The 22388-nt window shown below is 74.8% G+C and carries 15 protein-coding genes; 7 read left to right on the plus strand and 8 right to left on the minus strand.

The window, feature by feature from the left end; all coding sequences use genetic code 11:
* Nucleotides 1-300 precede the first annotated feature (300 nt).
* Entirely contained in the window at nucleotides 301-2118 is a 1818-nt protein-coding gene (locus tag ABZ793_RS12845) for a VanW family protein (RefSeq protein ID WP_357456243.1), read from the minus strand.
* Nucleotides 2119-2300: 182 nt separating this feature from the next.
* Between ABZ793_RS12845 and nudC the strand changes: the two genes are divergently transcribed.
* Nucleotides 2301-3224: an NAD(+) diphosphatase gene (gene nudC, locus ABZ793_RS12850; RefSeq protein WP_357456246.1), complete on the plus strand. Its 924-nt coding sequence runs from the start codon at nucleotides 2301-2303 to the stop codon at nucleotides 3222-3224.
* Nucleotide 3225: 1 nt separating this feature from the next.
* Here nudC and ABZ793_RS12855 read toward each other — a convergent pair whose 3' ends face one another.
* Entirely contained in the window at nucleotides 3226-5745 is a 2520-nt protein-coding gene (locus ABZ793_RS12855) for a fibronectin type III domain-containing protein (RefSeq protein ID WP_357456249.1), read from the minus strand.
* Between the two features lie 32 nt (nucleotides 5746-5777).
* On the minus strand, nucleotides 5778-6977 hold the full coding sequence (locus ABZ793_RS12860; RefSeq protein WP_357456252.1) for a polysaccharide biosynthesis protein: 1200 nt from the start codon (nucleotides 6975-6977) through the stop codon (nucleotides 5778-5780).
* A 175-nt stretch (nucleotides 6978-7152) separates the two neighbouring features.
* Here ABZ793_RS12860 and ABZ793_RS12865 point away from each other — a divergent pair, with 175 nt between their 5' ends.
* The gene (locus ABZ793_RS12865; RefSeq protein ID WP_357456255.1) at nucleotides 7153-8700 is read left to right on the plus strand and encodes a hypothetical protein; all 1548 of its coding nucleotides are present in this window, start codon (nucleotides 7153-7155) and stop codon (nucleotides 8698-8700) included.
* 113 nt (nucleotides 8701-8813) lie between these two features.
* The gene (locus tag ABZ793_RS12870) at nucleotides 8814-9008 is read left to right on the plus strand and encodes a hypothetical protein (protein ID WP_350709619.1); all 195 of its coding nucleotides are present in this window, start codon (nucleotides 8814-8816) and stop codon (nucleotides 9006-9008) included.
* Here ABZ793_RS12870 and ABZ793_RS12875 read toward each other — a convergent pair.
* Nucleotides 8993-10204, minus strand: coding sequence for a glycosyltransferase family 4 protein (locus ABZ793_RS12875; protein ID WP_357456259.1), 1212 nt, complete (start codon nucleotides 10202-10204; stop codon nucleotides 8993-8995). The genes ABZ793_RS12870 and ABZ793_RS12875 overlap by 16 nt on opposite strands.
* A gap of 85 nt (nucleotides 10205-10289) precedes the next feature.
* Here ABZ793_RS12875 and ABZ793_RS12880 point away from each other — a divergent pair, with 85 nt between their 5' ends.
* Nucleotides 10290-14582 (plus strand): alpha-(1->3)-arabinofuranosyltransferase, encoded by a 4293-nt coding sequence (locus ABZ793_RS12880; protein ID WP_357456261.1) that lies wholly within the window; start codon nucleotides 10290-10292, stop codon nucleotides 14580-14582.
* Here the strand turns inward: ABZ793_RS12880 and ABZ793_RS12885 are convergent.
* Nucleotides 14474-15673, minus strand: a complete 1200-nt coding sequence (locus tag ABZ793_RS12885) for an acyltransferase (RefSeq protein ID WP_357456264.1) — start codon at nucleotides 15671-15673, stop codon at nucleotides 14474-14476. The two genes, ABZ793_RS12880 and ABZ793_RS12885, sit on opposite strands and share 109 nt — an antisense overlap.
* Nucleotides 15674-15784: 111 nt before the next feature.
* Between ABZ793_RS12885 and ABZ793_RS12890 the strand changes: the two genes are divergently transcribed.
* Nucleotides 15785-16897, plus strand: coding sequence for a DUF3068 domain-containing protein (locus ABZ793_RS12890; protein WP_357456267.1), 1113 nt, complete (start codon nucleotides 15785-15787; stop codon nucleotides 16895-16897).
* Between the two features lie 94 nt (nucleotides 16898-16991).
* Here ABZ793_RS12890 and ABZ793_RS12895 read toward each other — a convergent pair whose 3' ends face one another.
* Nucleotides 16992-18662, minus strand: coding sequence for a DUF885 domain-containing protein (locus tag ABZ793_RS12895; protein WP_357456270.1), 1671 nt, complete (start codon nucleotides 18660-18662; stop codon nucleotides 16992-16994).
* 234 nt (nucleotides 18663-18896) lie between these two features.
* On the opposite strand from ABZ793_RS12895, the gene ABZ793_RS12900 reads away from it, so the two are divergent.
* Nucleotides 18897-19865: a DMT family transporter gene (locus tag ABZ793_RS12900; protein ID WP_357456273.1), complete on the plus strand. Its 969-nt coding sequence runs from the start codon at nucleotides 18897-18899 to the stop codon at nucleotides 19863-19865.
* Nucleotides 19866-19969: 104 nt separating this feature from the next.
* Here the strand turns inward: ABZ793_RS12900 and ABZ793_RS12905 are convergent, their stop codons facing one another.
* Both ABZ793_RS12905 and ABZ793_RS12910 read right to left on the minus strand, forming a co-directional pair.
* The gene (locus tag ABZ793_RS12905) at nucleotides 19970-21046 is read right to left on the minus strand and encodes a PHP domain-containing protein (RefSeq protein WP_357456276.1); all 1077 of its coding nucleotides are present in this window, start codon (nucleotides 21044-21046) and stop codon (nucleotides 19970-19972) included.
* Nucleotides 21047-21100: 54 nt separating this feature from the next.
* Nucleotides 21101-21871, minus strand: a complete 771-nt coding sequence (locus ABZ793_RS12910) for a peptidoglycan DD-metalloendopeptidase family protein (protein ID WP_357456279.1) — start codon at nucleotides 21869-21871, stop codon at nucleotides 21101-21103.
* A 100-nt stretch (nucleotides 21872-21971) separates the two neighbouring features.
* Between ABZ793_RS12910 and ABZ793_RS12915 the strand changes: the two genes are divergently transcribed.
* Entirely contained in the window at nucleotides 21972-22319 is a 348-nt protein-coding gene (locus ABZ793_RS12915) for a hypothetical protein (RefSeq protein ID WP_357456581.1), read from the plus strand.
* Nucleotides 22320-22388 lie beyond the last annotated feature (69 nt).

The following is a 22388-nucleotide window of genomic DNA, read 5'->3' on the forward strand; positions in this document are numbered from 1 at the left end:
GGGCGCCCCGGGCCCCCTACCCCCCCCCCCGCCCCCCCCCCGCCCCCCCCCAGGCCCCACCCCACCCACCCGACACCGCAACAAACGCTCAGACAGCACCCACCCCACCACCTAGGGCGCCACACCAACGGGACTGAGGCAGGCCCACACCATCCCAGCCGATCAGGGCGAAGAAGTCACACAGCCGGCCGAGATCCGCCGCCTGGCGAGAGAGAGCCCGCGCGGGTGTGCGTACGCCGGAAAGGAACTGCCCCGCCGGCGGGGCAGGCGGGGCAGCGACGTGCGGAAGTGGGACGGACGTCAGGACGGTTCGCGGGCGCAGATGAAGCGCGGCTCGGCGTCGTAGCGCCAGGTGAACTTCTCCCGCTTCACGACCTTGCCGTCCTTCTTGATGACCCGGAAGGCGTCCTGGGTGAAGCCCTGGCTGCCGCTGGCGGGGATGCAGGTGGGGCCCGGCTCAAGATAGACGGTCTTCGGCTGGGTGATGTTGCGCCGCGGGCTGTACTCCGTCTTCACGCTGTCCCAGATCTTGGTGCTCCAGATGGACACCGTGATGGAACTGGACGTGTACGAGGTGTCGATCAGGACGCCGTACTCGGTGTTGTTGCGGAACTTGAAGTCCAGGTCCGGCCAGAAGATGGTCGACTCGATGACCGCCGGGTACCGGCTGAACCAGTACGAGTGCGGCTTGTGCTCGACGTCCTCCAGGCCCGCGTAGTAGGTCGCGTTGAACAGCGTGGTGGTGAACTGCGAGGTGCCGCCGCCCACGCCCGGCACCAGCTTGCCGTTCAGGATGACCGGGGCGTCCCGGTAGCCCTGGGCGTAGCCGCGCTCGCCGGTGTGCCCGTTGAGCGAGAACGTCTCGCCGGGCAGCACGACCGTGCCGTCCACGTCCTTGGCGATCGTGATGATGTTCTGGCTGCGCGGCGAGGAGAGCCCACCGGTGAACCGGGTGGTGAACGTGGACACCCGCTCCTTGATGCCGAGCCCGGCCAGCTTCTCCGCGGTCAGCTCCGGCTCGGCCGGCTTCAGCTCGCCGGTGACCTTCCGGTCCTCCGCCTTCGGCAGGACGGCCAGCAGGTCGCGGCCGAGGGCGGCGCTGTCGAGCTGCTGCCCCGGCTTGCCGTCGACGACCTTCGGCTTGCCCCCGGAGATGGTCATCCGGGCGTCCTTCGGCGGAATCTCGATCGTCGCCAGGTCGTCGCCGAGCGCGGCGCGCAGCCGCTTCACGTCGACCTGCGGGGTCAGTTTGCCGGCCTTGTCGGCGGTGAACCGGAGGCTCCTCGCGATCGCCTTCGGCGGGATCTGCACGGAGCCCTTGTCGGTGGTGAGCGTGACGGGCGCGGCGACGGCCGGCTCCGCCAGCTCGGCGACCAGCCGGTCCACCTCTTCGGCGGTGGTCACGGGGTGCGTCTCGACCAGCGGCACGGTCACCGGCTGGCGGCTCAGCCAGCCCTCCCGCACCACCTGCGCGGAGCGCTCCGGATCCAGCGCGAGGCTCGGCTTCGGGTGCACCGCCTTCGGCGTGGTGCCCTTCCAGGTGATCGCCGGCATCGTCATCTTCCGGCCCTGGTCGCCGACCGCCTTCTTCAGGGCGGTGTCGAGGCGGGCGACGTCCACGGTCACCACCGGCTGCACCGCGCGGGACCCGACGAGCCGGTCGACCGCGTGCGCGTCCGCCTCGGCCGCCGCCGCCACGGTGGCGTCGACGTCGACGGCCAGGCCGACCTCGGCCGGGACGATCTCGGCGGTCCGCTCGCCGACGCGTACCGACAGGGGGGCCGCGAGTTCGGCGGCGCGGCGGTCCAGCGCCGCCCGCAGTTCCCGGGCGGCGTCCGCGCGGCTCCGGCCGCCGAGTTCCGCCCCGAGCACCGTCGTCCCGCGGGGCACGTCACCGGCGTACGCGTAGGCGCCCACCCCCGCCACCGAGGCCAGCACCGCCGTGGCGACACCGGCGGCGAGCAGCAGGCGGCCCCGGCGGGACCGGGACCCCCCGCCCGGCCGGCCGACGGGCACGACGGGTGCCGGCTCGTCACCCGGCCAGGTCACCGCGGTGACCTGCACGGTGGGCCGGTCGTCGGCGGGTGGGCTCTTCTCGCCGTACAGCGTCACGGTCACCTCGATAAGGGCATACCACAAAGGGGGGAGCGCTCGCCCCGCCCGGAAGACACCTACGGTAACCGGCGGCCCGGCGCGGCGGCAGTCTGCGCCCCTCCCGTTGCGGCGGCGCGTGTCGCGCGGCGGGTCGGTGGGGGCCGCCCGGGCGCGGGGCGCGGCGGCGGCCATGGCACGGTAGGGACATGCGAGCGGACGAGGCGGTCCTGGCGTACGGCGGCGGTTGGCTGGACCGGGCGGGGGAACTGCGCGCCGACCCGGAGCGGATCGCGGCGCTGATGGCAGACCCGGGCAGCGTCGTCCTGCCGCTCTGGCGGGACCGCTGCCTGGTCGCGGAGGACGTGCCGGTGCGGTTGACCGGCGACCTGGCGGCCGGGGTGCTCGCCGTCGCCGACGAGACCGCCTTCCTGGGCATGGGCGACGACACGTCGGCCGTCTTCGCGGTGGACCTCTCCGGCCTGTCCGAGGCAGCCGCCGTCGAGGCGGCCGGGGCGGGCGCCGCCGTGGACGTCCGGGCGTTGGTCGGCCGCCTCGGTCCGGCCGAGGCGGCCGTCCAGGCGTACGCGCGGGGGCTGCTGCACTGGCACCGGCAGCAGCGCTTCTGCGGCGCCTGCGGGGCGTCGACCGTGGCCCGGGGCGGGGGACACGTCCGGTCCTGCACCGGGGCGGACTGCGGCCGGCTCCTCTTTCCCCGGATCGAACCGGCGGTCATCGTGCTGGTCGAGGCGCCCGGAGCACCGGACCGCTGCCTGCTGGCCCGGCACGCGGGCGCGCGGGAGGGGGCGTACTCGACGCTCGCCGGTTTCGTGGAGGTGGGCGAGAGCCTGGAGGACGCCGTCCGGCGGGAGATGGCCGAGGAGGCCGGGGTGACGGTGACCGACCTGACGTACGTGGGGTCGCAGGCGTGGCCGTTCCCGGCGGGACTGATGGTGGGCTTCCGGGCCACCGCCGCGTCCGAGGAGGTGCGGGTGGACGGCGAGGAACTGCTGGAGGCGCGCTGGTTCACCCGGGACGAGCTGCGCGAGCGGGTGGCCGCCGGGTGGCCGCTCGGCCGGGTCGACTCGATCGACCACCACCTGCTCCGATCCTGGCTCGCCGCCGGAGCCTGACTCACTCCACGAGCACGGCGACGGGCGCGGACGGCGGGCCCGTGTCGACGCCGTCGGTGGCCGCGACCCGGAACTCGTAGCGGTGGCCCCGGGTCAGCAGTACGGCGGTGAAGTCGGTTCCGGCCACGGGGTACGGATCCGTCCGCCAGCTCGTACCGGACGTGACATCCCGGAGCTGGACGCGGTAGGCGAGGCCAGGGCCGGCCTGACGCCAGCTCAGCCGCGCCTCACCGTTGCCGCTCGCCGTCACCGCCAGCCCGCCCGGCGTGGGCAGCCGCGGCGTGGCCCGGACCGGCCTGCTCAGCCGACCCGGACCGGCCTGGTTGGCGGCGGCGACCGCGAACTCGTACTCGTGGCCGTTGCGCAGCTGGTGGATGGTGGCCTCGGTGCCCTGCACGGCCACCTTCTCCTCGGTGAATTCCCGCTCGCCGGCGGTGAGGTCCCGCCGGTAGACGCGGTGCCATCCGCCGGGGTTGGTCGAGCGCCAGGCCAGCTCCACCTGACCCGGCCCGATCTTCGTCACCCGCAGGCCGGCCGGCACCACCTCCGGCGCGGTGAACCGTGCCCGGGCCCGGACCGGCGGGGAGAGGGGCCCCTCGCCGCCGCTGTTGACGGCGCTGACGGCGAACTCGTACTCGTGGTCGTGTCGGAGGTGCCGGGCGAGGTGGTTCGCCCTGGTGTCCAGCGATGGCGAGCCGAGGCGGGTCTCGCCCGCCGTCACGTCCCGTCGGTAGACGCGGTAGGAGACGCCCGGTCCGAGGCCGGCCCAGTTGAGCCGGATGTCGCCGTCCGGCTGGGGGCTGGCGGTCGGCCGGGCCGGCGCGGCCGGCGGGGTGACGAACGCGGTGGCCCGGACCGGCGCGGAGGGTTGGCTGTCCCCGCCGCCGCCGACCGCGACGACGGTGAACTCGTACGTCCGCGCGTGCCACAGCGAGTCGACGGTCGCGCTGGTGCCGGTGAACGTGCCGACCAGGGCCGGCGCCCGCTGACCCGATGTGACGTCGCGCTGGTACAGCCGGAACAGTTGGACGAACGGCAGCGGGTCCCAGCGCACCGCGACGTCCCCGGTCCGCCCGGCCGTCGCCCGCAGCCCGCCGGGCGGCGCAGGTGGCGGCACGGTGGCGGTCATCCGCGCCACCGGCGACGGCGGGCCTTCGCCCCGGCGCCCGAGCGTGGTCACCCGGAACTCGTACTCGTGGCCGTTGACGAGGAAGTCGGCGGAGAAGCGGGGCTCGGCGGTCGGCTCGCCGATGCGGACGAAGTGGGTCTGGCCGGCGGTCACGTCTCGGCGGTGGACCAGGTAACGCGGGTCGTCATCGGCCCGGACGGGGCGCCAGCGCAGCTCGGCGTTGCCCGCGCCCCGGGCGTCGGCGGTGAGCGCGGCCGGAGCTGGCGGCACGTCGGCCCGGTCCGGCCGGGGGCGGGGCCAGTCGACCTCGACGAAACGCGGCCGGTAGACGCCGGCGTCGGCGTACGTCACCGCGTCGTCGACGTTGTTGACGTTGTACGAGATCAGCAGCTTTCCCGGACGGGCCAGGTCGGGGTGCAGGTCGGCGTCGTAGACGAGGTGCCCGGCGTCGGTCTCCGCGGCGCTGTGCAGGTAGTCCGGCCCTTCGAACGGCCCCGTCGGCCCGGCGGCGGAGTAGGCCACGAGGTCGCCGCTGAACACGAGGTTGTTCTCGTGGGTCACGAGCACGTACCGGTCCCCGACCCGCTGCACGCCGTACGACGTGCCGACGCCGCTGAGGACGCGGGCGGACCGGTTCACCTCGGGCGCCCAGCCGCTGCCCGTCCAGAACTCCCACGGGCCCGTGAGGTCGTCCCCGGCGACCCGGGCCACGTGCGCGAACTTGGTTTCGCCGCTCGCCTCGGTGCCGTAGATCCAGGTGTGCCCGCCGTCGCGGAGCAGCGCGGAGCCCCAGGAGATCCGCTGCCCCAACGGCAGCGGCCGGACGGCGGTGGGAGCCAGGCCGGGTAACGCGAAGGTGGCCAGCGACGTGCCCAGCAGGACGTGGTCCAGCGGGCCGGTGCCGGTCCGGCGGTAGCGGTTGACCAGCATCTGGAGGCTCTGGCCGACGACCTGGGCGTCGCCGACCCAGTAGAACTGGTCGGCGGCCGGTGGTGGCACCAGCGAGGCGGGCTCCTCGGCGGTGCCGCCGTGCACGGTCTCGCGCAGCTCGTCGCCCTGCTGCACGACCATCGAGTTGTTGATGAACGACGCGGTGTCGGGCCGGGAGCCGTCCGAATCGACCGGGCCGAGGAAGGTGTCGGAGAAGAGCCAGAGCAGCCGGCCGTCGGGGAGCCGGACGGAGGCTGTCCGGTCGGCGCCGTTCCACCTGCCCGAGGTGTCGCCGTAGCGGTCGAAGAGGGCGGTGAGCCGCTCGGCCGACATGCCGCCCTCGGCCCGCGCAGGGCCCGGAACGCCCGCGGTCAGGGTGACCACCAGCGCGGCGGCGTACAGCACGAGCAGCCAGCGGGTGTGCGGACGGTCGTTCCGTCGGCGGGATCCGGTCGTGGTCATGCGGACGCTCACCAGAAACCCCCGTCTCCTGGTTATCCGTCCCGCACTGTGCCATGTGCTCCCGGTGGGTGGGTAGTGGCCGTCCGGGTGGGTTTCGACCTGTCGCCGCGTTCGTGAGCCATTGTCAGCAGCCCGGTCGCCACGGCGGTGACTGCCGCCGTCACCAGGGCCGCCCCGGCGATCCCGGCGATGGTCCGTGGCACGACGGTCGCGACCGCGGCCACGTACACCACCGTCGACAGCCACAGTGGAGCGGCGGGCCACCGGGCCGATGCCGCGACCCGGGCGTTCACCAGGATGAAGACCACCGCGTACAGGGCGCCGGTGGCGGCGAAGAGCGGGGCGTAGCGGCCGGACCCGGCGTACGCCGGGCCACCGGCCAGGCGGAAGGCGAGCCCGCCGGCCAGCGCCGAGCCCAGCACCAGCACCGTCCCGGCGCCGGCGACCAGGGCCAGCGCGGTGACCAGGGCGCGGCGGTCACCCTTCGCCAGGCGGGGCAGCGCGATCACGGTCACCACCTGCGGCGCCCAGAGGGCGCCCTTGGTCAGCACCGTGCCGACGGCGTAGGTGCCGGAGACGTCCGGCGGTAGGAAGCGGCGGGCGAGCAGCAGGTCCACGTACGAGACGACCAGCATCGCCAGCGTGGCGCCGCTGGCGGTGAGCACGGTCCGGGTGGCGAGCGAGGGTGCCGTCGGGTCGATGCCGGAGCCCCGGTTGAGGCGTACCAGCAGGGCGAGCACCAGGACCGAGGTGACCGCCCCGGCCAGCAGCGACCCGGTGAGCCCGCCGCCGAGCGAGAGCCCCGCCACCATGCCCCCGTAGCGGCCGGCGCCGAGCAGCGCCATGCCGCCGGCGAGCCGCAGGAAGCGCTGGTCGCCCTGTAACTCGCCGAGCCAGCGACCGGCCGCGACGACCGCCACGGTGAGCACGCCGAGCAGCAGCACCGCCGGGGCGGCCAGCCGGAGCTGCACGGCGGCCACCGGCAGCGTCACGGCGAGCAGCGCGGCGGTGACGACGAGCGTGAGCACGGTCGGTCGGGTGGTGGCGGCGTGACCGTGGCGGGCCCGGTGCACGGCGACCGCGATCTGCAGCCCGGTGCCGGCCACACCGCCTATCGCGCCCAGCGCGAGGAGGGTGGCCAGCGCGCTCAGCTCCGCCGGGTCGAGGTGCCGGGCGCCGAGGACGGGCACCACGTAGGCCAACCCGTTGACGAAGACACCGGCCAGCGTCACGGCCACCCCTGCGGCGCCGAGACCGGTCGCCCGGCCGCGCCTGTCCGATTCCGTTCCCATCACCGCCCCGGGTCGCCGGCACCCCCGGCTGTGCGGCGGGCGCGCGTACAGTGGCGCCACGCCGGTGCCACGCCCGGTCAGCGTAGTGAGGAGGTCAACCCTGCGGGAGAGGTCGATGCTCGCCGGGCTCGGGTTGGCCGTCACCCTGCTGGTGCTGGCGCCGCTGGCGGCGCCCGGTTACGTGCTCAGTTACGACATGGTCTTCGTGCCGCACCAGCCGTGGCGCGCGGAACTCGTCGTCCCGTCCGACTCGCTGCCCCGGGCGGTGCCGTTGGACGCCCTGGTGTCGCTGGCCAGTCAGGTGGTGCCCGGTTGGCTGGTGCAGCGGCTGGTGCTGGTCGCGGTGCTGCTGCTCGCCACCGTCGGCGCCGGGCTGCTGGTGCCGGCGCGGCACCCGGTCACCCGGCTGGTGGCCGCCGTCGGGTACGCGTGGACGCCATACCTGGCGGAACGGCTGCTGATCGGGCACTGGGGACTGCTGCTGGCGTACGCGTCGCTGCCGTGGCTGGTGTCGGCGGTGATCCGGTTGCGGGCCGGTGGGCGGCGGGCGCTGCCGCTGCTGGTGCTGGCCGCGGTGCCCGCGGCGGTGACCCCGACCGGCGGCCTCATCGCCCTGGCCGGCACCGTCGTGCTGGTGCCGAGGCGGGCCGGGGGCCGGGTCGGGGCGGCCGCGGTGGGACTCGTGCTGCTGCTGAACGCGCCCTGGTTGGTGGCGGCGGCCCTGACCCGGGCGGATGCCCGGACCGACCCCGACGGGGTGGCGGCGTTCGCGGCGCGGGCGGAGAACTGGAGCGGCGCGCTCGGCGCGCTGGCCGGCACCGGCGGGATCTGGAACGCGCAGACGACGCCGGTGAGCCGCTCGTCCCCGCTGGCGCCGGTGGCCACCGCCGTCGTGCTGGCCGTGGCGGTCCTCGGCTACCGGACGTTGAGCCGGCGGTGGTCGGGCGGGCTCGCGCACCGGCTCGCCGGGCTGGCGGCCGGTGGTTTCCTGCTCGCCGCTCTGGGCGTGCTGCCCGGCTTGAGCGGGCTGCTGGAGTGGTCGGTGGCCACGGTGCCCGGGGCCGGGGTGCTGCGCGACGGGCAGAAGTTCCTCGTCCCGTACGCCCTGCTGGTCGCCGTCGGGTTCGCGCTCGGCGTGGAGCGGCTGGCCGAGGCGGCGGGTCGGGCCGGTCGGGTGGGCGCGGGCGCGGTGCTCGCCGGGGCGCTGGTCCTGCCCGTGGTGGTGCTGCCGGACCTGGCCTTCGGCGCGGCCGGCCGGCTGCGACCGGTGGCCTATCCGGCGGACTGGAACGCCGTCGCCGCCCGCCTCGACGGCCGGCCGGGCGAGGTGCTCTCGCTGCCGTTCGGGGCTTACCGGGCGTACCCGTGGAACGGTGGTCGGACGGCGCTCGACCCGCTGCCCCGCTACGTCGACGCCGACGTACTCGTCGACGACACGCTCTGGGTCGGCCCGAGCGAGGTGAGCGGGGAGAATCCGCGGGCGGCGCAGGTGCGGCGGGTGCTCGCCACCGGTGCTCCGGTGACGGCCACCGGTGTGCGCTGGGTGGTGGTGCAACGGGTGGTCGGCGGCCACCGGGTGGACCCGGCGACGCTGCTCGGGCTCCGCGAGGAGTACGCCGGCACGGACCTGACCCTGTACGAGAACCCGATGGCGGGCGGCTGACCGGCGGCGAGCGCGCCCACCGGCCCGTATCGATCGTCCTCGCGGCCCTCCCCACCGTCGCTACTTGGTGGTAACGTCCCGCGCACGCAGCTCACGAGGAGGAAGTCAGCACCATGCGCAGTGCTCTCTCGTTGGTTCTCGCCGGAGTGATCGCGGTCGCTCTCGGCGTCTTCGGGTCGGTGGCGCTGGCCACCACCCTCACCGGCACCTCGTCGTCCGAGGCCGCCAAGGCCGAGCAGTCCGCGCGGACCAGCTCGGACGGCGGCAGCGGCGGCGCCAACAAGCCGCTGGTCTACGGCGCGAGGTAGGACGGCTCCACCGGCTCCATCTGCTCCGCCGGCACCACCGCCCGAACGTTCGCGGCCCTCGCCACGAGGGCCGCGAATTTTTCGCCCGAGACCGGCCAGGTGAAGCGGGCCGCGTGCGCCCGCGCCGCCGCGCCCATCGCGGTACGCAGGGCGTCGTCGGTGAGCAGCACCCGCACCTTGGCGACGAAGTCGTCGACGTCGTCCGCGAGCAGGCCGGTCTCGCCGTCGACGAGTGCCTCCTCGACCCCGCCGGCGCCGCGGAACGCGATCGTCGGCGTGCCCACCGCCCCGGCCTCCACGATGGTCAGTCCCCAGCCCTCCTTCAGCGAGGGAGTGAGCGCGACCCATGCGCTGGCGAGCAGTTCCCCCTTCTCCGCGTCGCTGACGAAGCCGGTGAACCGGACCCGGTCGGTGATGCCCAGCTCGTCGGCGAGCCGGCGCAGGTGCGGCTCCCACCAGCCCTGGCCGGCGACCACGAGGGTGAGGCCGGGCAGTTCGCCGGCGAGCCCGGCGACCGCGTGCAGGGCCAGTTCGACCTGCTTGTGCGGCACCAGCCGGCCGAGCACCACCAGGGACGGGTGCGGGGTGCGCGGCACCGGCCCGACGGGCATGTCCGGCGTGCCGTTGTGCACGACGGCGATGCGGGCGAGGTCGATGCCGAGGGTGGCCAGCTCCCGGCGGGTGGCCTCGGAGACCGTCACGTACCGGCACCGGCGGTAGACGCGCGGGGCCAGCCAGGACTCCACCCACCAGCCGAAGCGGGCCAGCCAGCGGCCCAGCACCACCGGCCACTGCTCCCGGTGCACGTGGTGCACCAGCGCGATCACCGGGCAGAGGGCGTACAGGGCGGAGAGGAAGGGCAGGCCGTTGCCCACGTCCACGATCACGTCCGGTCGGCCACCCCGACGCCGGGCCAGCGGACCGAGGCCCAGCGCTCCGGCCAGGTAGACCAACGCGGCACGCAGGTAGACGGTGTGCCGGCCGCCGCGACGCAGCACCCGCACCCCGTCGGCGGTGACCTCCTCGGCGGGGCCGGCGGAGTGTGTGGCGCAGAGCAGCGTGGCGCGGTGGCCCCGGCGTACGAGTTCCCCGGCGATCCGCTCGACGTACACCTCCGAGCCGCCGCCCTCGGGGTTCCGGATGTCACGCCAGTTGAGGAAAAGTACGTGCCGGTTGGCGGCAGGCGGTGCTTCCACACTTACTCCTACTGCCGAGTAGTCTTCGCGTCGCGTCACACTATGGGCTTCGTCACGCCCCCCGCAATGCCCCATCGGAGGCGACATGCAGCAGGCGCCGGCCCGTCCGGAGCTGACCGATCGGCCGGACGACACATCGAAAAGGGTGTGGCGTCTTCGCTTGGTCGCGGTCTGTCTCGGTTTGTCGGCCCTGGCGTTCCTCCAGGATCCGGGCATGATCGTCATCGACACCAAAGTGGACCTGGCGGTCGATCCGGCCGGATGGTTGAGTCGCGCGCTGCACGTCTGGGACCCGGACGGGACCTTCGGCCAGCTCCAGAATCAGGCGTACGGCTACCTCTGGCCGATGGGCCCGTTCTTCCTCCTCGGCAAGCTGCTCGCCATCCCGGCCTGGGTGGTGCAGCGGCTCTGGTGGGCGCTGCTCATGACAGTGGCCTGCACCGGCGTGGTCCGGTTGGCCGAGCGGCTGCACATCGGCACGCCGGGGGCCCGGCTGGTCGCCGGGGTCGCCTTCGCGCTCTCCCCCCGGCTGGTCACCGAGCTCGGCCCGATCTCGGTGGAGGCGTGGCCGAGCGCCCTCGCCCCCTGGGTGTTGGTGCCCCTAGTGGGGCTGGCCCGGGGCGGGTCGGTGCGCCGCGCGGTCACCCGGTCCGCGCTGGTGGTGGCGTGTGCCGGGGGCGTCAACGCGACGGCGGTGCTGGCCGTCGTGCCGCTGGCCGGCCTCCTGCTGGTCGGCCTGCACCCGTTCCGGCTGCGGATCAGGGCATTGGCCGCCTGGGGCCTGGCGGTGGGCGCGGCGACCGCCTGGTGGCTGGTGCCCCTGCTCCTGCTGGGCCGGTACAGTCCGCCGTTCCTCGACTACATCGAGACGGCGCCGGTCACCACCGCACCCACCGACACGACCACCGTGCTGCGCGGCGCCTCGCACTGGCACGCGTACCTCAACGGCGCGTACGGGCCGCCCTGGTCTGCCGGCTGGCGGCTGGCCACCGAGCAACCGCTGGTCGTCGCGACCCTGGTGGTCGCCGGCCTCGGCCTGGTCGGCCTGGCCCGGCGGGGCATGCCGCACCGGCGTCTCCTGGTCACCGGCCTGCTGGTCGGGCTGGCCCTGGTCGGGCTCGGTCACGTCGGCGCGGTCGACGGGCTGGGCGCGCAGACGCAGCGGGACTTCCTCGACGCGGCCGGCGCACCGCTGCGCAACGTGCACAAGTTCGACGTGGTGCTCCGGCTGCCGCTCATCCTCGGCCTGGCCCACCTGCTCGGGCTGGTGGCGCGGGCGGCCCGGGCGGCCGACCGGCCCGAGCTGAACCCGGGCCTGCCCCGCCTGCTCCAGCCGGTGCGGCTGCGCGCCAACCTGGTCACCGGCACCGCCCTCGTCGCGGTCGCCGGGGTGGCCGCGCCGGCGCTGGCCGCCGGGCTGCCCGCCCAGGGCAGCTTCCGCGAGGTGCCCGGCTACTGGCACCAGGCGACGTCCTGGCTGGACCGCAACCTCGGCATGGACCGCGTGCTGGTGGTGCCCGCCGCCCGGTTCCCCCGTTACCTCTGGGGCAGCCCGAGCGACGAGGTCACCCAGCCCCTGCTGGAGAGCAGCTGGGCGGTGCGCAGCTCCGTGCCGCTCACCCCGCCGGGCACGATCCGCCTGCTCGACACCGTCGAGGCCGCGCTGGCCAACGGCGAGGGCTCCGCCGGGCTGGCCGACCTGCTCGCCCGCTCGGGCGTGCGCTTCCTGCTGCTCCGCTCCGATCTCGACTACGGGCGCTCCGGGGCCACCCAGCCGGTGGTGGTCCGGCAGGCGCTGCAACGCTCGCCCGGCATCCGTGCGGTGCGCGCCTTCGGGCCGGAGGTCGGCGGCGGCCAGTTGCCCGGCAACTTCGTCGACCACGGGCTGGACGTGAAGGTCCGGGCCCTGGAGGTGTACGAGGTCGAGAAGCCGGTCAGCCCGGTCGTCGCGTACGACACGAAGGGGCTCACAACGGTGGTGGGCGGGCCGGAGTCGCTGCTCCAGATCGCGGCGGCCGGCCGGCTCTCGGACGCCCCGACGGTGCTGGCGGGGGACCGGCCGGCGGGGCTGGCCGGCAGCCCGGTGGTGCTCACCGACGGGTTGCGCCGGCGTGAGGTCGCGTTCGGACAACCGCACGACAACGCCTCGGCGACCATGACGCCCGCCGACGAGTCGCGGCTCGGCGCGCCCGCCCGGGACTACCTGCCGCCGTGGGGCGAGGACCAGGCGACCACCGTGCGCTACCTCGGCATCGAGTCGGTGACCGCGTCGAGCTCCTGGTCGGACGCCCAGCCGTTGGTCGGCGGCCGGCCGGCGCACCAGCCGTACGCGGCGCTCGACGGCGGCCTCGCCACCTCCTGGCGCTCGGCGCCGGGCACCCTGGCCACCGAGCAGTGGCTGGAGGTGGAGTTGACCGAGCCGCAGGTGGTCCGCGACGTGCGGCTCACCTTCGACACCGGCGCCGACTCCCTGCCCACCCGGATCACCGTCGCCGCGGGCAACCAGCAGGCGGTGGTGGAGAACCCGGGCCAGAGCGTGCAGGTCACGGTGCCCGCCGGCCACCCGACCCGCCGGGTCCGGGTCTCCGTCGACCAGGTCTTCGACATCCGGGCCGGCTTCGGCGGCGTCGGCATCGCCGAGCTGTCCATCCCCGGCCTGCGGGTCGAGCGGACCCTGGCCGTGCCCGCGCCGCCGGCCAGCGCCGCCCCGGCCGCCGTGGTGCTCACGGCCGCCGCCGGCGCCTCGCCCTGCGTCTTCGACGAGGGCCGACCGATCTGCGACGGCGGGCTCGCCCGGGAGTCCGAGGACGGCGACCGGATCGACCGGACGCTGAGCCTGCCGATCGCCGCCGACTACGACGTGGCGCTGCGGGTGCGTCCCCGGGCGGGGAGCGCCCTGAACGCGTTGCTCGACGGCGGTGGCGAGGCGGCCGCCGCGCGCGGCATCACTCCGGCGGTCGCCGCCTCCAGCATCGGCGTTACCCACCCCGCGGCCCGGCCGGGCGCGGTCGTCGACGGCGATCCGGCGACCACGTGGTACGCCGCCGCGTCGGACCGGCAACCGTGGCTGCGTCTGACCTGGCCCAAGGCGCGCCAGATCGCCGGGCTGAAGGTGACCCTGCCACCCACGGCAGCGGCCGCCCGGCCGTGGCAGGCGACCGTGATCGGGGGCGGCGGCATGCGCGGCGGCGTCTTCGACGAGGGCGGCAGCCTGGTCTTCGACCGGCCGCTGAAGACCGACCAGATCACCGTGCTGATCTCCGACGTCGTGCCGGCCAACACCTTCGACCCGTACCGGCGGTTGTCGCGGAGCCTGCCCGTCGGCGTGGGCGAGCTGATCGTGCTGCCCGAGGGCCCGGTGCTGCGCAACGACCCGGAGGAGCACGTCACGCTTCCCTGCGGCACCGGGCCGACCGTCGAGGTCGGGACCCACCGGCGCCGGACGGCGCTGGTGGCGAGCCGGCGGGAGTTGGTGGAGCTGCGCGAGGTGGACGCGGTGCTCTGCGGCGCCCGTGCGGAGGACCCGCTGCCGCTGGCCGGCGGGGAGGTGCGGGTGGTGGCGGCGGCGAGCCGCCTGGCAACGCCGACCCGGCTCGTCCTCACCCCCGACGCCGTCGTCCCGGGGCCCACCGCCGGCGGCGCGGCCGGCACGGCGGGCGCGCCGGAGGCCACCCAGACCCCGGTCCGGGTGGACGGCTGGGCGGCCACCCGGCGGTCGCTGCACCTGGATGCGTATCCGGGCCAGCGGGTGCTGGCCCTGCGGGAGAACGCCAACGCGGGGTGGGAGGCCACCGCGGGCGGCAGGCGGCTCACCCCGTTCGTGGTGGACGGCTGGCAGCAGGGCTGGCTGGTGCCGGCCGGCTTCTCCGGCGAGGTGCTGCTCCGGTTCGCCCCGGACGACGGCTACGTCGTGGCGCTGGGCGTCGGCGCGATCCTGCTGGGCGGGGTCGGGGTGGCCGCCGCGTTGCCGAGCCGGCGGGTCCCGCCACCGCTGGCGGCTCCGGCGCGCCGCCGCCGGCACCGACTGCTCGCCCTGGTCTTCGGTGGGGCGGCGCTGCTGCTGTTCGGTGGCCTGGCGGCGGTCGCGGTCGCGATGCTGGCGGCGGCCGGTGTGCTGGCCGGTCACGTGCTGGAGCCGCAGCTGCACCCGCCGGACCGGCGCCGGCTGCACCGGCTGTACCGGGTGGCCGGACGCTGGCTGCCGGTGGGCTGCTTCGCGCTGGCCGGCTGGTACGCGGTGACCCGCGGCGGGCATACCGCCGCGGCGCCTCAGCTGGCGGCGGTCGCGGCCGTGACGGTGCTCTGGTTCTCGGTCGTGCTCTCGCCGCGGCGCGGCCACGGCCCGTTCCAGCGTTGGAAGGGGCGCTCGACGGCGTAGTAGCTGAGCGCGGCGAGCACCAGCCCGCCGGCGACGGTGAGCAGGAAGATCTGGCCCGTGTCGCCGGTGAAGTTCGGCCGGTCGGTGAGGAGGTAGACCCCCTCCAGCACGAAGGGGTGCCAGAGGAACAGCCCGTAGGAGACCCGACCGAGCCACCGGCCGACGACGCCGCCGAGGACGGCCTTGGTCCGGGTGTCCGGCCCGAACGCCACCGGCAGCACCAGCATCACCGCCACCACGGCGTACAGCGCCATCTTCAGTCCGAACTGGGCGGCGGTGGGTTCGGCCAGGTCCCGGGGCCCGGCGATCGGCGTGGTGGCGACGGCCAGCGCGGCGAGCGCGACCGACCAGCACGCCAGCGGCGCCGTGCCGAGGTCGTCCAGCCACCGCCACCGGTGCCCGGTGCCGGTGCGCAGCGACACGTGGACGGTGGCCAGCGCCATGCCGGCGCCGAACCAGCCGGCGTAGGACGGCAGCCACATCGTGTGCAGGCCCAGGTCGAGCAGGCCGAGCCCCATCAGGGCCACCCAGCCGGCGGTGACCGCCAGCCCCGCCACGACGATGACGACGGTCGCCCGGCCGGGACGCCAGCGGCGGCCGAGCAGGAGCGCGGCCAGCAGCGGGAGCAGCAGGTAGAAGGCCGCCTCGGTGGCGAGGCTCCACGTCTGGCTGAGGCCGTGCCGCAACTGCCGGGGCTCGTAGATCTGGGCCAGCGTCAGGTGCCGCCACCAGTCGCCGGTGGACGCCGGCCGGTTCTGCGGCAGCACCAGCAGGCAGACCACCACGGTCACCCAGTACGCGGGCAGAATCCGGGTCGCGCGTCGCCACAGGTAGCGCCGGGCGGACGGGGGCCGCTGCCCGGTCGCCAGCGAGTGCGCGTACGGGCGGAAGAGCAGGAACCCGGAGAGCACGAAGAAGACGGCGACGCCCACGTCGAGCCGGGACAGCCAGCTGCCCAGCCCCGAGTCGTTGGTGTTCGCGCCCGTGGCGAACCCGACGTGGTGCCCGACGACGGCCAGCGCGCCGATCACCCGTACGGCGTCGAGCGCGGGCAGCCGGCGGAGGCCCTGATCGGTGGTTGGCGCAGACATCAACCGTCCAGAGGGTCGCGTGAATATGTAACCCGGGAGTAACCTGCGGCCAAGTTTAGGGACAGGACCCCCTCGCCGGACACCGGCTGACTGTCTTTGTTGGGAGGATCAGTGAAGGCTCGCCTGGGCGCCGTGCTGTTCGGGATAGGCGTCTTGTGTCTCGTGCTCGCCGCGGGAGCGGCGTTCTTCGTGGCACCTACGGTGACGAAACTGCCGTACGACCTCACGCTCTGCAACGCGGAGGGCAAGCCCGAGGGCTGCCTGAAGCCGAGCGTAGCGGTGGCGGAGAACGCGAAGTTCCTGCAGCTGAAGAAGGACGCCCCGCCGACGGTCCAGACCGGCACGCTGGAGGCCACCACCGAGGTGGCGCCGCAGGCCGGCGTCACCGAGGCGGAGATGACCGGCGACCTGGAGGGCAAGGCGGTCGTCTGGGGGGCGTACGGCACGGTCAAGTGGACCCAGACCGGTGAGGTGATCAGCCAGTACTCCGCGGAGCTGGCGCTGGACCGGTCGACCGCTGCCGCGGTCGAGTGGGACAAGCAGTTCCTCCAGGCCGACGGGCCGGAGGGGCCGAGCGAGGTCACCTTCAGCGGGCAGGTCTACAAGTTCCCGTTCCACACCGAGCGCAAGGACTACGAGTACTTCGACCGTGACGTGCGCAAGGCGCTGCCGATCCGGTTCGACGGCACCGAGAAGGTCGACGGCATCGAGGCGTACCGGTTCCAGCAGGTCATCGAGGAGACCGACCTGGGCCTGCCGGCCGACCGGGTCAGCGGCCTGCTCGGGGCGTTCGCGCCGGGCGCGACCAGCGGCAAGGTGATGTACAGCAACACCCGCACCATCTGGGTCGAGCCGGTCAGCGGCAACTTCGTCAAGGTGCGGGAGCAGCAGAAGAAGACGCTGGTGCCGGACCAGGGCACGGCCACCGCGCTGCTGGACGCCGACTTCGTCTACACCGACCAGACCATCGCCAACAGCGTGGAGTCCGCCGGGAGCAACCGGGACAAGCTGCAGTTGATCGGTCGGACCATCCCGCTCGCGCTGGCGGTCGTCGGTGCGCTGGCGCTGCTCGTCGGCCTCTGGCTGGTGCTCTCGGGCCGGCGGGCCACCGCCGCCGCGCGGCACCGCGCCGACGACAGCGACGCCGCCGCGTCGGGAGAGCAGCAGGAGGTCACGTCCGGGGCGCCCGTGCGGGGCGGCGACGGCGAGGCCGGGGGCCGGTAGCAGGTCGTCGGGCGTCGCCCACCGTGGCAGGTGGGCGACGGTCCTCCGACATTCGAGGTGCGGGGCCGGTGTCCCTCCGGCCCCGCACCGCACCTCAGAGGCGGGCGAGCGCCCTGCGCAGCGGGTCGAGCCCGAGCGAGCCCAGGTCGAGCGCCTGGCGGTGGAACTCCTTCAGGTCGAAGTCGGCGCCCTTGCGGGCCTTCGCCTCGTCGCGGGCCTGGAGCCAGATCCGCTCGCCCACCTTGTAGGAGGGGGCCTGCCCCGGCCAGCCGAGGTAGCGGTTCAGCTCGAAGCGCAGGTTCTCGTCGGGCACCCGGCAGTGCGCCCGCATGAACTCCCAGCCCAGCTCCGGCGTCCAGCGCTCGCCCGGGTGGAAGCCGAACGGGTTGTCCTTCGGGATCTCCAGCTCCAGGTGCATGCCGATGTCGACGATCACCCGGGCGGCCCGGAACGCCTGCCCGTCGAGCATGCCGAGCTTGTCGCCCGGGTCGTCCAGGTAACCCAGATCGTCCATCAGCCGCTCCGAGTAGAGCGCCCAGCCCTCGCCGTGCCCGGAGACCCAGCAGAGCAGCCGCTGCCAGCGGTTGAGCAGCTCGGCGCGGACGGCGGTCTGGGCGACCTGGAGGTGGTGACCCGGCACGCCCTCGTGGTAGACGGTGGTCACCTCGCGCCAGGTGGAGAAGTCCGTGACGCCCTGCGGCACCGCCCACCACATGCGACCCGGGCGGGAGAAGTCCTCGCTCGGGCCGGTGTAGTAGATTGCGCCGTCGCTGGTCGGGGCGAGGCAGCACTCGATCCGGCGGACCTGCTCCGGGATATCGAAGTGGGTGCCGTTCAGGTCGCTGATCGCCTTGTCGGCGAGCGCCTGCATCCAGTCCCGGAACGCCTCCTTGCCCTGGATGGTCCGGGCCGGGTCGGCGTCCAGCGCCGCGACCGCCTCGTCGATGCTCGCGCCGGGGCCGACGATCCGGGCGGCCACCGCCCGCATCTCGGTCTCCAGCCGGGCCAGCTCCTCGAACCCCCAGGCGTACGTCTCGTCGAGGTCGACCTTGGCGCCCAGGAAGTACTGCGAGGCCAGCTCGTAGCGCTCGCGGCCGGCGGCCTGCTTCTCCCGGCCCAGCGGGGCCAGCTCGGTGCGGAGGAACTGCCCGAACTCGGCGGTCGCCGCGGTCGCCGCCGCCGCGCCCCGGCGCAGCTCGGCGCCGAGGCTGCCGTCGGCGCCCAGCCGCTCGACCAGCCCGTGGAAGAAGTTGTCGCCGTCCGGGTCGGTCCAGATGTCGCACTGCTTGGCGACCTCGACCAACTGCACCCGGGAGCTGACGTGGCCGGCGGCGGCCGCCTCGCGCAGCGTCGCCTTGTAGCCCTCCAGCGCGCCCGCGAAGCCGTTCAGCCGGGCGGCGATGTTGGCCCTGGCGTCGTCGCCCTCGGTGGGCATCAGGTCGAACACCATGCGGACCTCGTGCAGGCCGCTGGCGATCACGTTCACCTCGCTGGTCGTCTCGCCCGCCTCGTAGCGGGCGAGGTCGAGGCCGAGCCGCTCCTGCATGGCCTCCTTGGCGGTCCGTTCCGACTCTGATTCCGGCTCGGTCACGTCCAGGTCGGCCAGGGTCTGTCGGATCAGCCCGGCCCGGGCGGCGTATCCGTCCGGTGACAGGTCGTCGAGCTGGCCGTCGTAGCCGGCAATGCCGACGTAGGTGGCGCCGGTCGGGCTCAGCGGCGCCCAGTCGGCCACGTACCGGTTCGCGAGGTCATCGATTCGTCCCACGCTGCGACCCTACGCGACGCGGCCGCCGAGTTGTCGAGCGTGTTTGCGGTGTTCAGGGCAGCGGTCGCGAGGTCGGCCCGGACAGGTGACGGCGCGCCGGCCCGGCACCGGCGAAGACCCCGGTGGCAGCGCTCCACTGGCGCGGTCCCGACCGGTAGGACGGTCGCTGTGGTGGTCGACACGACGTCCGAAAGTCGCGGGACATTGTCGTGGGGCTGCGGCAGAGTGTCAGGAGTGACAGCGGATATCACCCCTGACCGGGCGGCGCTGCGGAGCTGGCTGCCCGGGTTCGTCGCGCTGGCGGCGATCTGGGGCTCCAGCTTCCTGTTCATCAAGGTCGGCGTCGAGGAGCTGCATCCGCTGCACCTCACCCTCTACCGGGTCGTCGCCGGCGCGGTGACGCTGCTGGTGGTGCTCGCCGTGCTCCGTGACCGGCTGCCCGGCGAGCCCCGGGTCTGGGCGCACCTGGCCGTGGTCGCCGCGTTCGGCGTCGCCGTGCCGTTCACCCTCTTCGGCTACGGCGAGCAGCGGGTCGAGTCGATGCTCGCGGGCATCTGGAACGCGACCACCCCGCTGATCGTGCTGCCGCTGGCGGTGCTGGTGTTCCGCACCGAGCGGCTGACCGTCCGGCGCGCGGTCGGGTTGGCGCTGGGCTTCGTCGGCGTGCTGGTGGTGCTCGGCGTCTGGCAGGGCGTGGGCGGGGCGCACTTCGTCGGGCAGCTGATGTGCTTCGGCGCGGCCGCCTGCTACGGCGTCGCCATCCCGTACCAGAAGAAGTTCGTCGCCGGCAGCACGCACTCCGGGCTCTCGCTCTCGGCGGCGCAGTTGCTGATGGCGGCGGCGCAGCTCGCGGTCGTCGCGCCGTTCGTCGCGGGGGCGCCGCCGGCGCCGACCGGCCTCTCGGTCGAGGTGGTGGCCAGCGTGCTGGCGCTCGGCGCGCTCGGCACCGGCCTCGCCTTCGTCATCAACATGCGCAACATCCGGGTCGCCGGGGCGAGCACCGCCTCCACCGTGACCTACCTGATCCCGGTCTTCGCGGTGCTGATCGGCGCCCTCGCCCTCGACGAGCGGCTCACCTGGCACCAGCCGGTCGGCGCGCTGATCGTGCTGCTCGGCGTCGCCGTCTCGCAGGGCCTGATCGGCCGGCGTCGGGCGGCGGCCGACGTCGCCGCGCCGGCCATCGTGCCGGCCACCTCTCGCTGAACGGCCCCGGGCCGACGTCGCGCGGGCCACCCACCGCTGAGCGGTGCCGCGTGGTCCCGGGGCCGGGGCGCGCCCCGGCCCCGGGCGGCCGGCGAGGCGACGGCTCAGCTCGCGGCGTGCTCGCGCGCCCAGTCGACCAGCCGGTCGGCGTCCCACGTGTTGACCACCCGGTCGGCGGGCACCCCGCAGAGGGCGGCGCGCTCGCAGCCGAACCGCTGCCAGTCGAGCTGCCCCGGGGCGTGCGCGTCGGTGTTGATGGCGAAGTCGCAGCCGGCCTCCAGGGCCCGGCGGATCAGCCGCTTCGGGGGATCCTGCCGCTCCGGCCGAGAGTTGATCTCCACGGCCACTCCGCGCTCGGCGCACGCGGCGAAGACGGCGTCCGCGTCGAAGTCGCTCTCCGGCCGGGTACGCGGCCGGTGCGCCCGGTCGCCCGGCCCCTGCACGCCGGCCGGCCGGGACGACACCATCCGCCCGGTGCAGTGGCCGAGGATGTCCAGGTGCGGGTTCGCGATCGCGGCCAGCATCCGCCGGGTCATCTTCGCCCGGTCGTCGTTCAGGCCGCTGTGCACCGAGCCGACCACCACGTCGAGGCGGGCCAGCAGCTTCTCGTCCTGGTCCAGCGAACCGTCGGCGAGGATGTCGACCTCGATGCCGGTCAGGATCCGGAAGCCCTCCGGCAACGCCTCGTTGACCTTCGCCACGTGGTCGAGCTGGCGGCGCAGCCGGTCCGCGGTCAGGCCCCGGGCCACCTTCAGCCGGGGCGAGTGGTCGGTCAGCACCACGTACTCGTGGCCCAGCTCGACCGCGGCGAGCGCCATCTCCTCGATGGGGGAGCCGCCGTCGGACCAGTCGGAGTGGGTGTGGCAGTCGCCGCGCAGCGCGGTGCGCAGCGCGGTCGCCGCCGCGTCGAGGTCGGTGCCCTCGGTGGCGACCAGCCGGCGCAGGTAGACCGGCTCCTCGCCGGCGAGCGACTCGGCGACGCAGCGGGCGGTGACGTCGCCGACCCCGGACAGCTCGGTGAGCTTGCCGGTGCGGGCCCGCTCGGCCACCTCCCGCGCCGGCAGCGCGGCGAGGGCCGTGGCCGCCGACCGGAACGCCCGGACCCGGTAGGTCGCTTCGTTCGCCCGCTCCAGGAGGAAGGCGATCCGGCGGAGATCGGCGATCGGGTCCCGGGCGCTCATTCCAAGGAAAATACGCCTCCGCGCCGCCGGTCGCAGGGACGACCTGCGGCGCGGTCAGCCGGTCGTCGCCGGGGCCTTCGGGCAGCCGTGCCGGCGGTGCCACGCGGCCACCTCGGCGGCCGGCTCGCGGTTGCCCTTGCGCCGCCACGAGTTCAGGTAGGGCGCCGGCCAGACCACGCCCCGCCGGATCCACCAGCCGTCCCGGCCGGTGCACGGCGGGGAGATGCCGAAGTGCAGGTGGCAGACGTTGTTCGCGTTGCCCGTCCGGCCGACCTCGCCGAGCAGCCGCCCCGCCCGCACCCGCACGCCGGCGTCGATCCCGTCGGCGATCCGGCGCAGGTGCGAGCCGTAGTAGCGCACCCCGTCGTCGCCGAGCAGCGAGACCGACAGCCCGCCGTTGTAGGGCCCTCGCGGCCCCCGCTTGTCGAACCGGTCCACCCGGCTGACCTCAAGGACGACGCCGTCGGTCACCGCCACCACGGGCTCGCCGCAGTCGGCGAAGATGTCCGTCCCCGGGTAGGCCGAGTGGGTCGGGTGGTAGGCGACGTTCGTCGCGCGTACCGGAAAGACGTGCGGCAGCCCGGCGCGGGCCGGCGCCACCGACGGGCCGGTCGGGACGGCGGCGTCGGTCGGGACGGCGGCGTCGGTCGGGACGGCGGACGACGGCGCCGGCTGCGCGGCCGTGGCCGGCAGGCTCGGGCGGGGGGTGCCGGGTGCCGTCCCGGGCCGGCTCGTCGCGCAGCCGGCGGCCAGCACCGGCACGAGCAACAGCAGGACCGGGTACGCCGGACGCGCACGGCGGCGTCGGATCGTCGGCGAGGGCATCCGGACATCCTGACAGAGTCGGTACGGTGGGACGAGCCGCACGGCAGAGGGGAGGCGCAGGGTGACGACCGGACCGTACGCCTTCCCGCCCGACCCGGACCTGCGCCCGGCGCCGCGTGCCCCCTCGGGGCTCTTCCCCGCCGGGCCGCCGTCGCGGCCCACCTACCGCGAGCCGCACCCGGTCACCGGCGTGGGCGTCGCCGTGGGCGGCGGCGCGGCGACCGTCTGGCTGCTCCTGTTCGGCCTGCTCGGCCGCAGCGTGTCCGAGTACGCCTGGTGGACGGTGGCGGCCGGCGGCCTGGCCTGGCTGGCCGCGCTGCTGCTGGTCCGCGCCGGCGACCGGGGGGTGGCCACCGGCATCGCGATCGTCACCGCCGGCGGGTGGAGCATCGCCGCCGCCGTCGTGGCGGTGCGCTGGGCGTCGAGCGGGGACTGGCCGCTCTGGTAGTCCCCGGTCACGGGGAGGTCCGCGCGGCGGGCGCGGCTGCGCTGCGTCGCGGGTCGGCTGCGCAGCGAA

Origin of the sequence: Micromonospora sp. NPDC047465, from assembly GCF_040643125.1 — a bacterium.
Lineage (GTDB): Bacteria > Actinomycetota > Actinomycetes > Mycobacteriales > Micromonosporaceae > Micromonospora.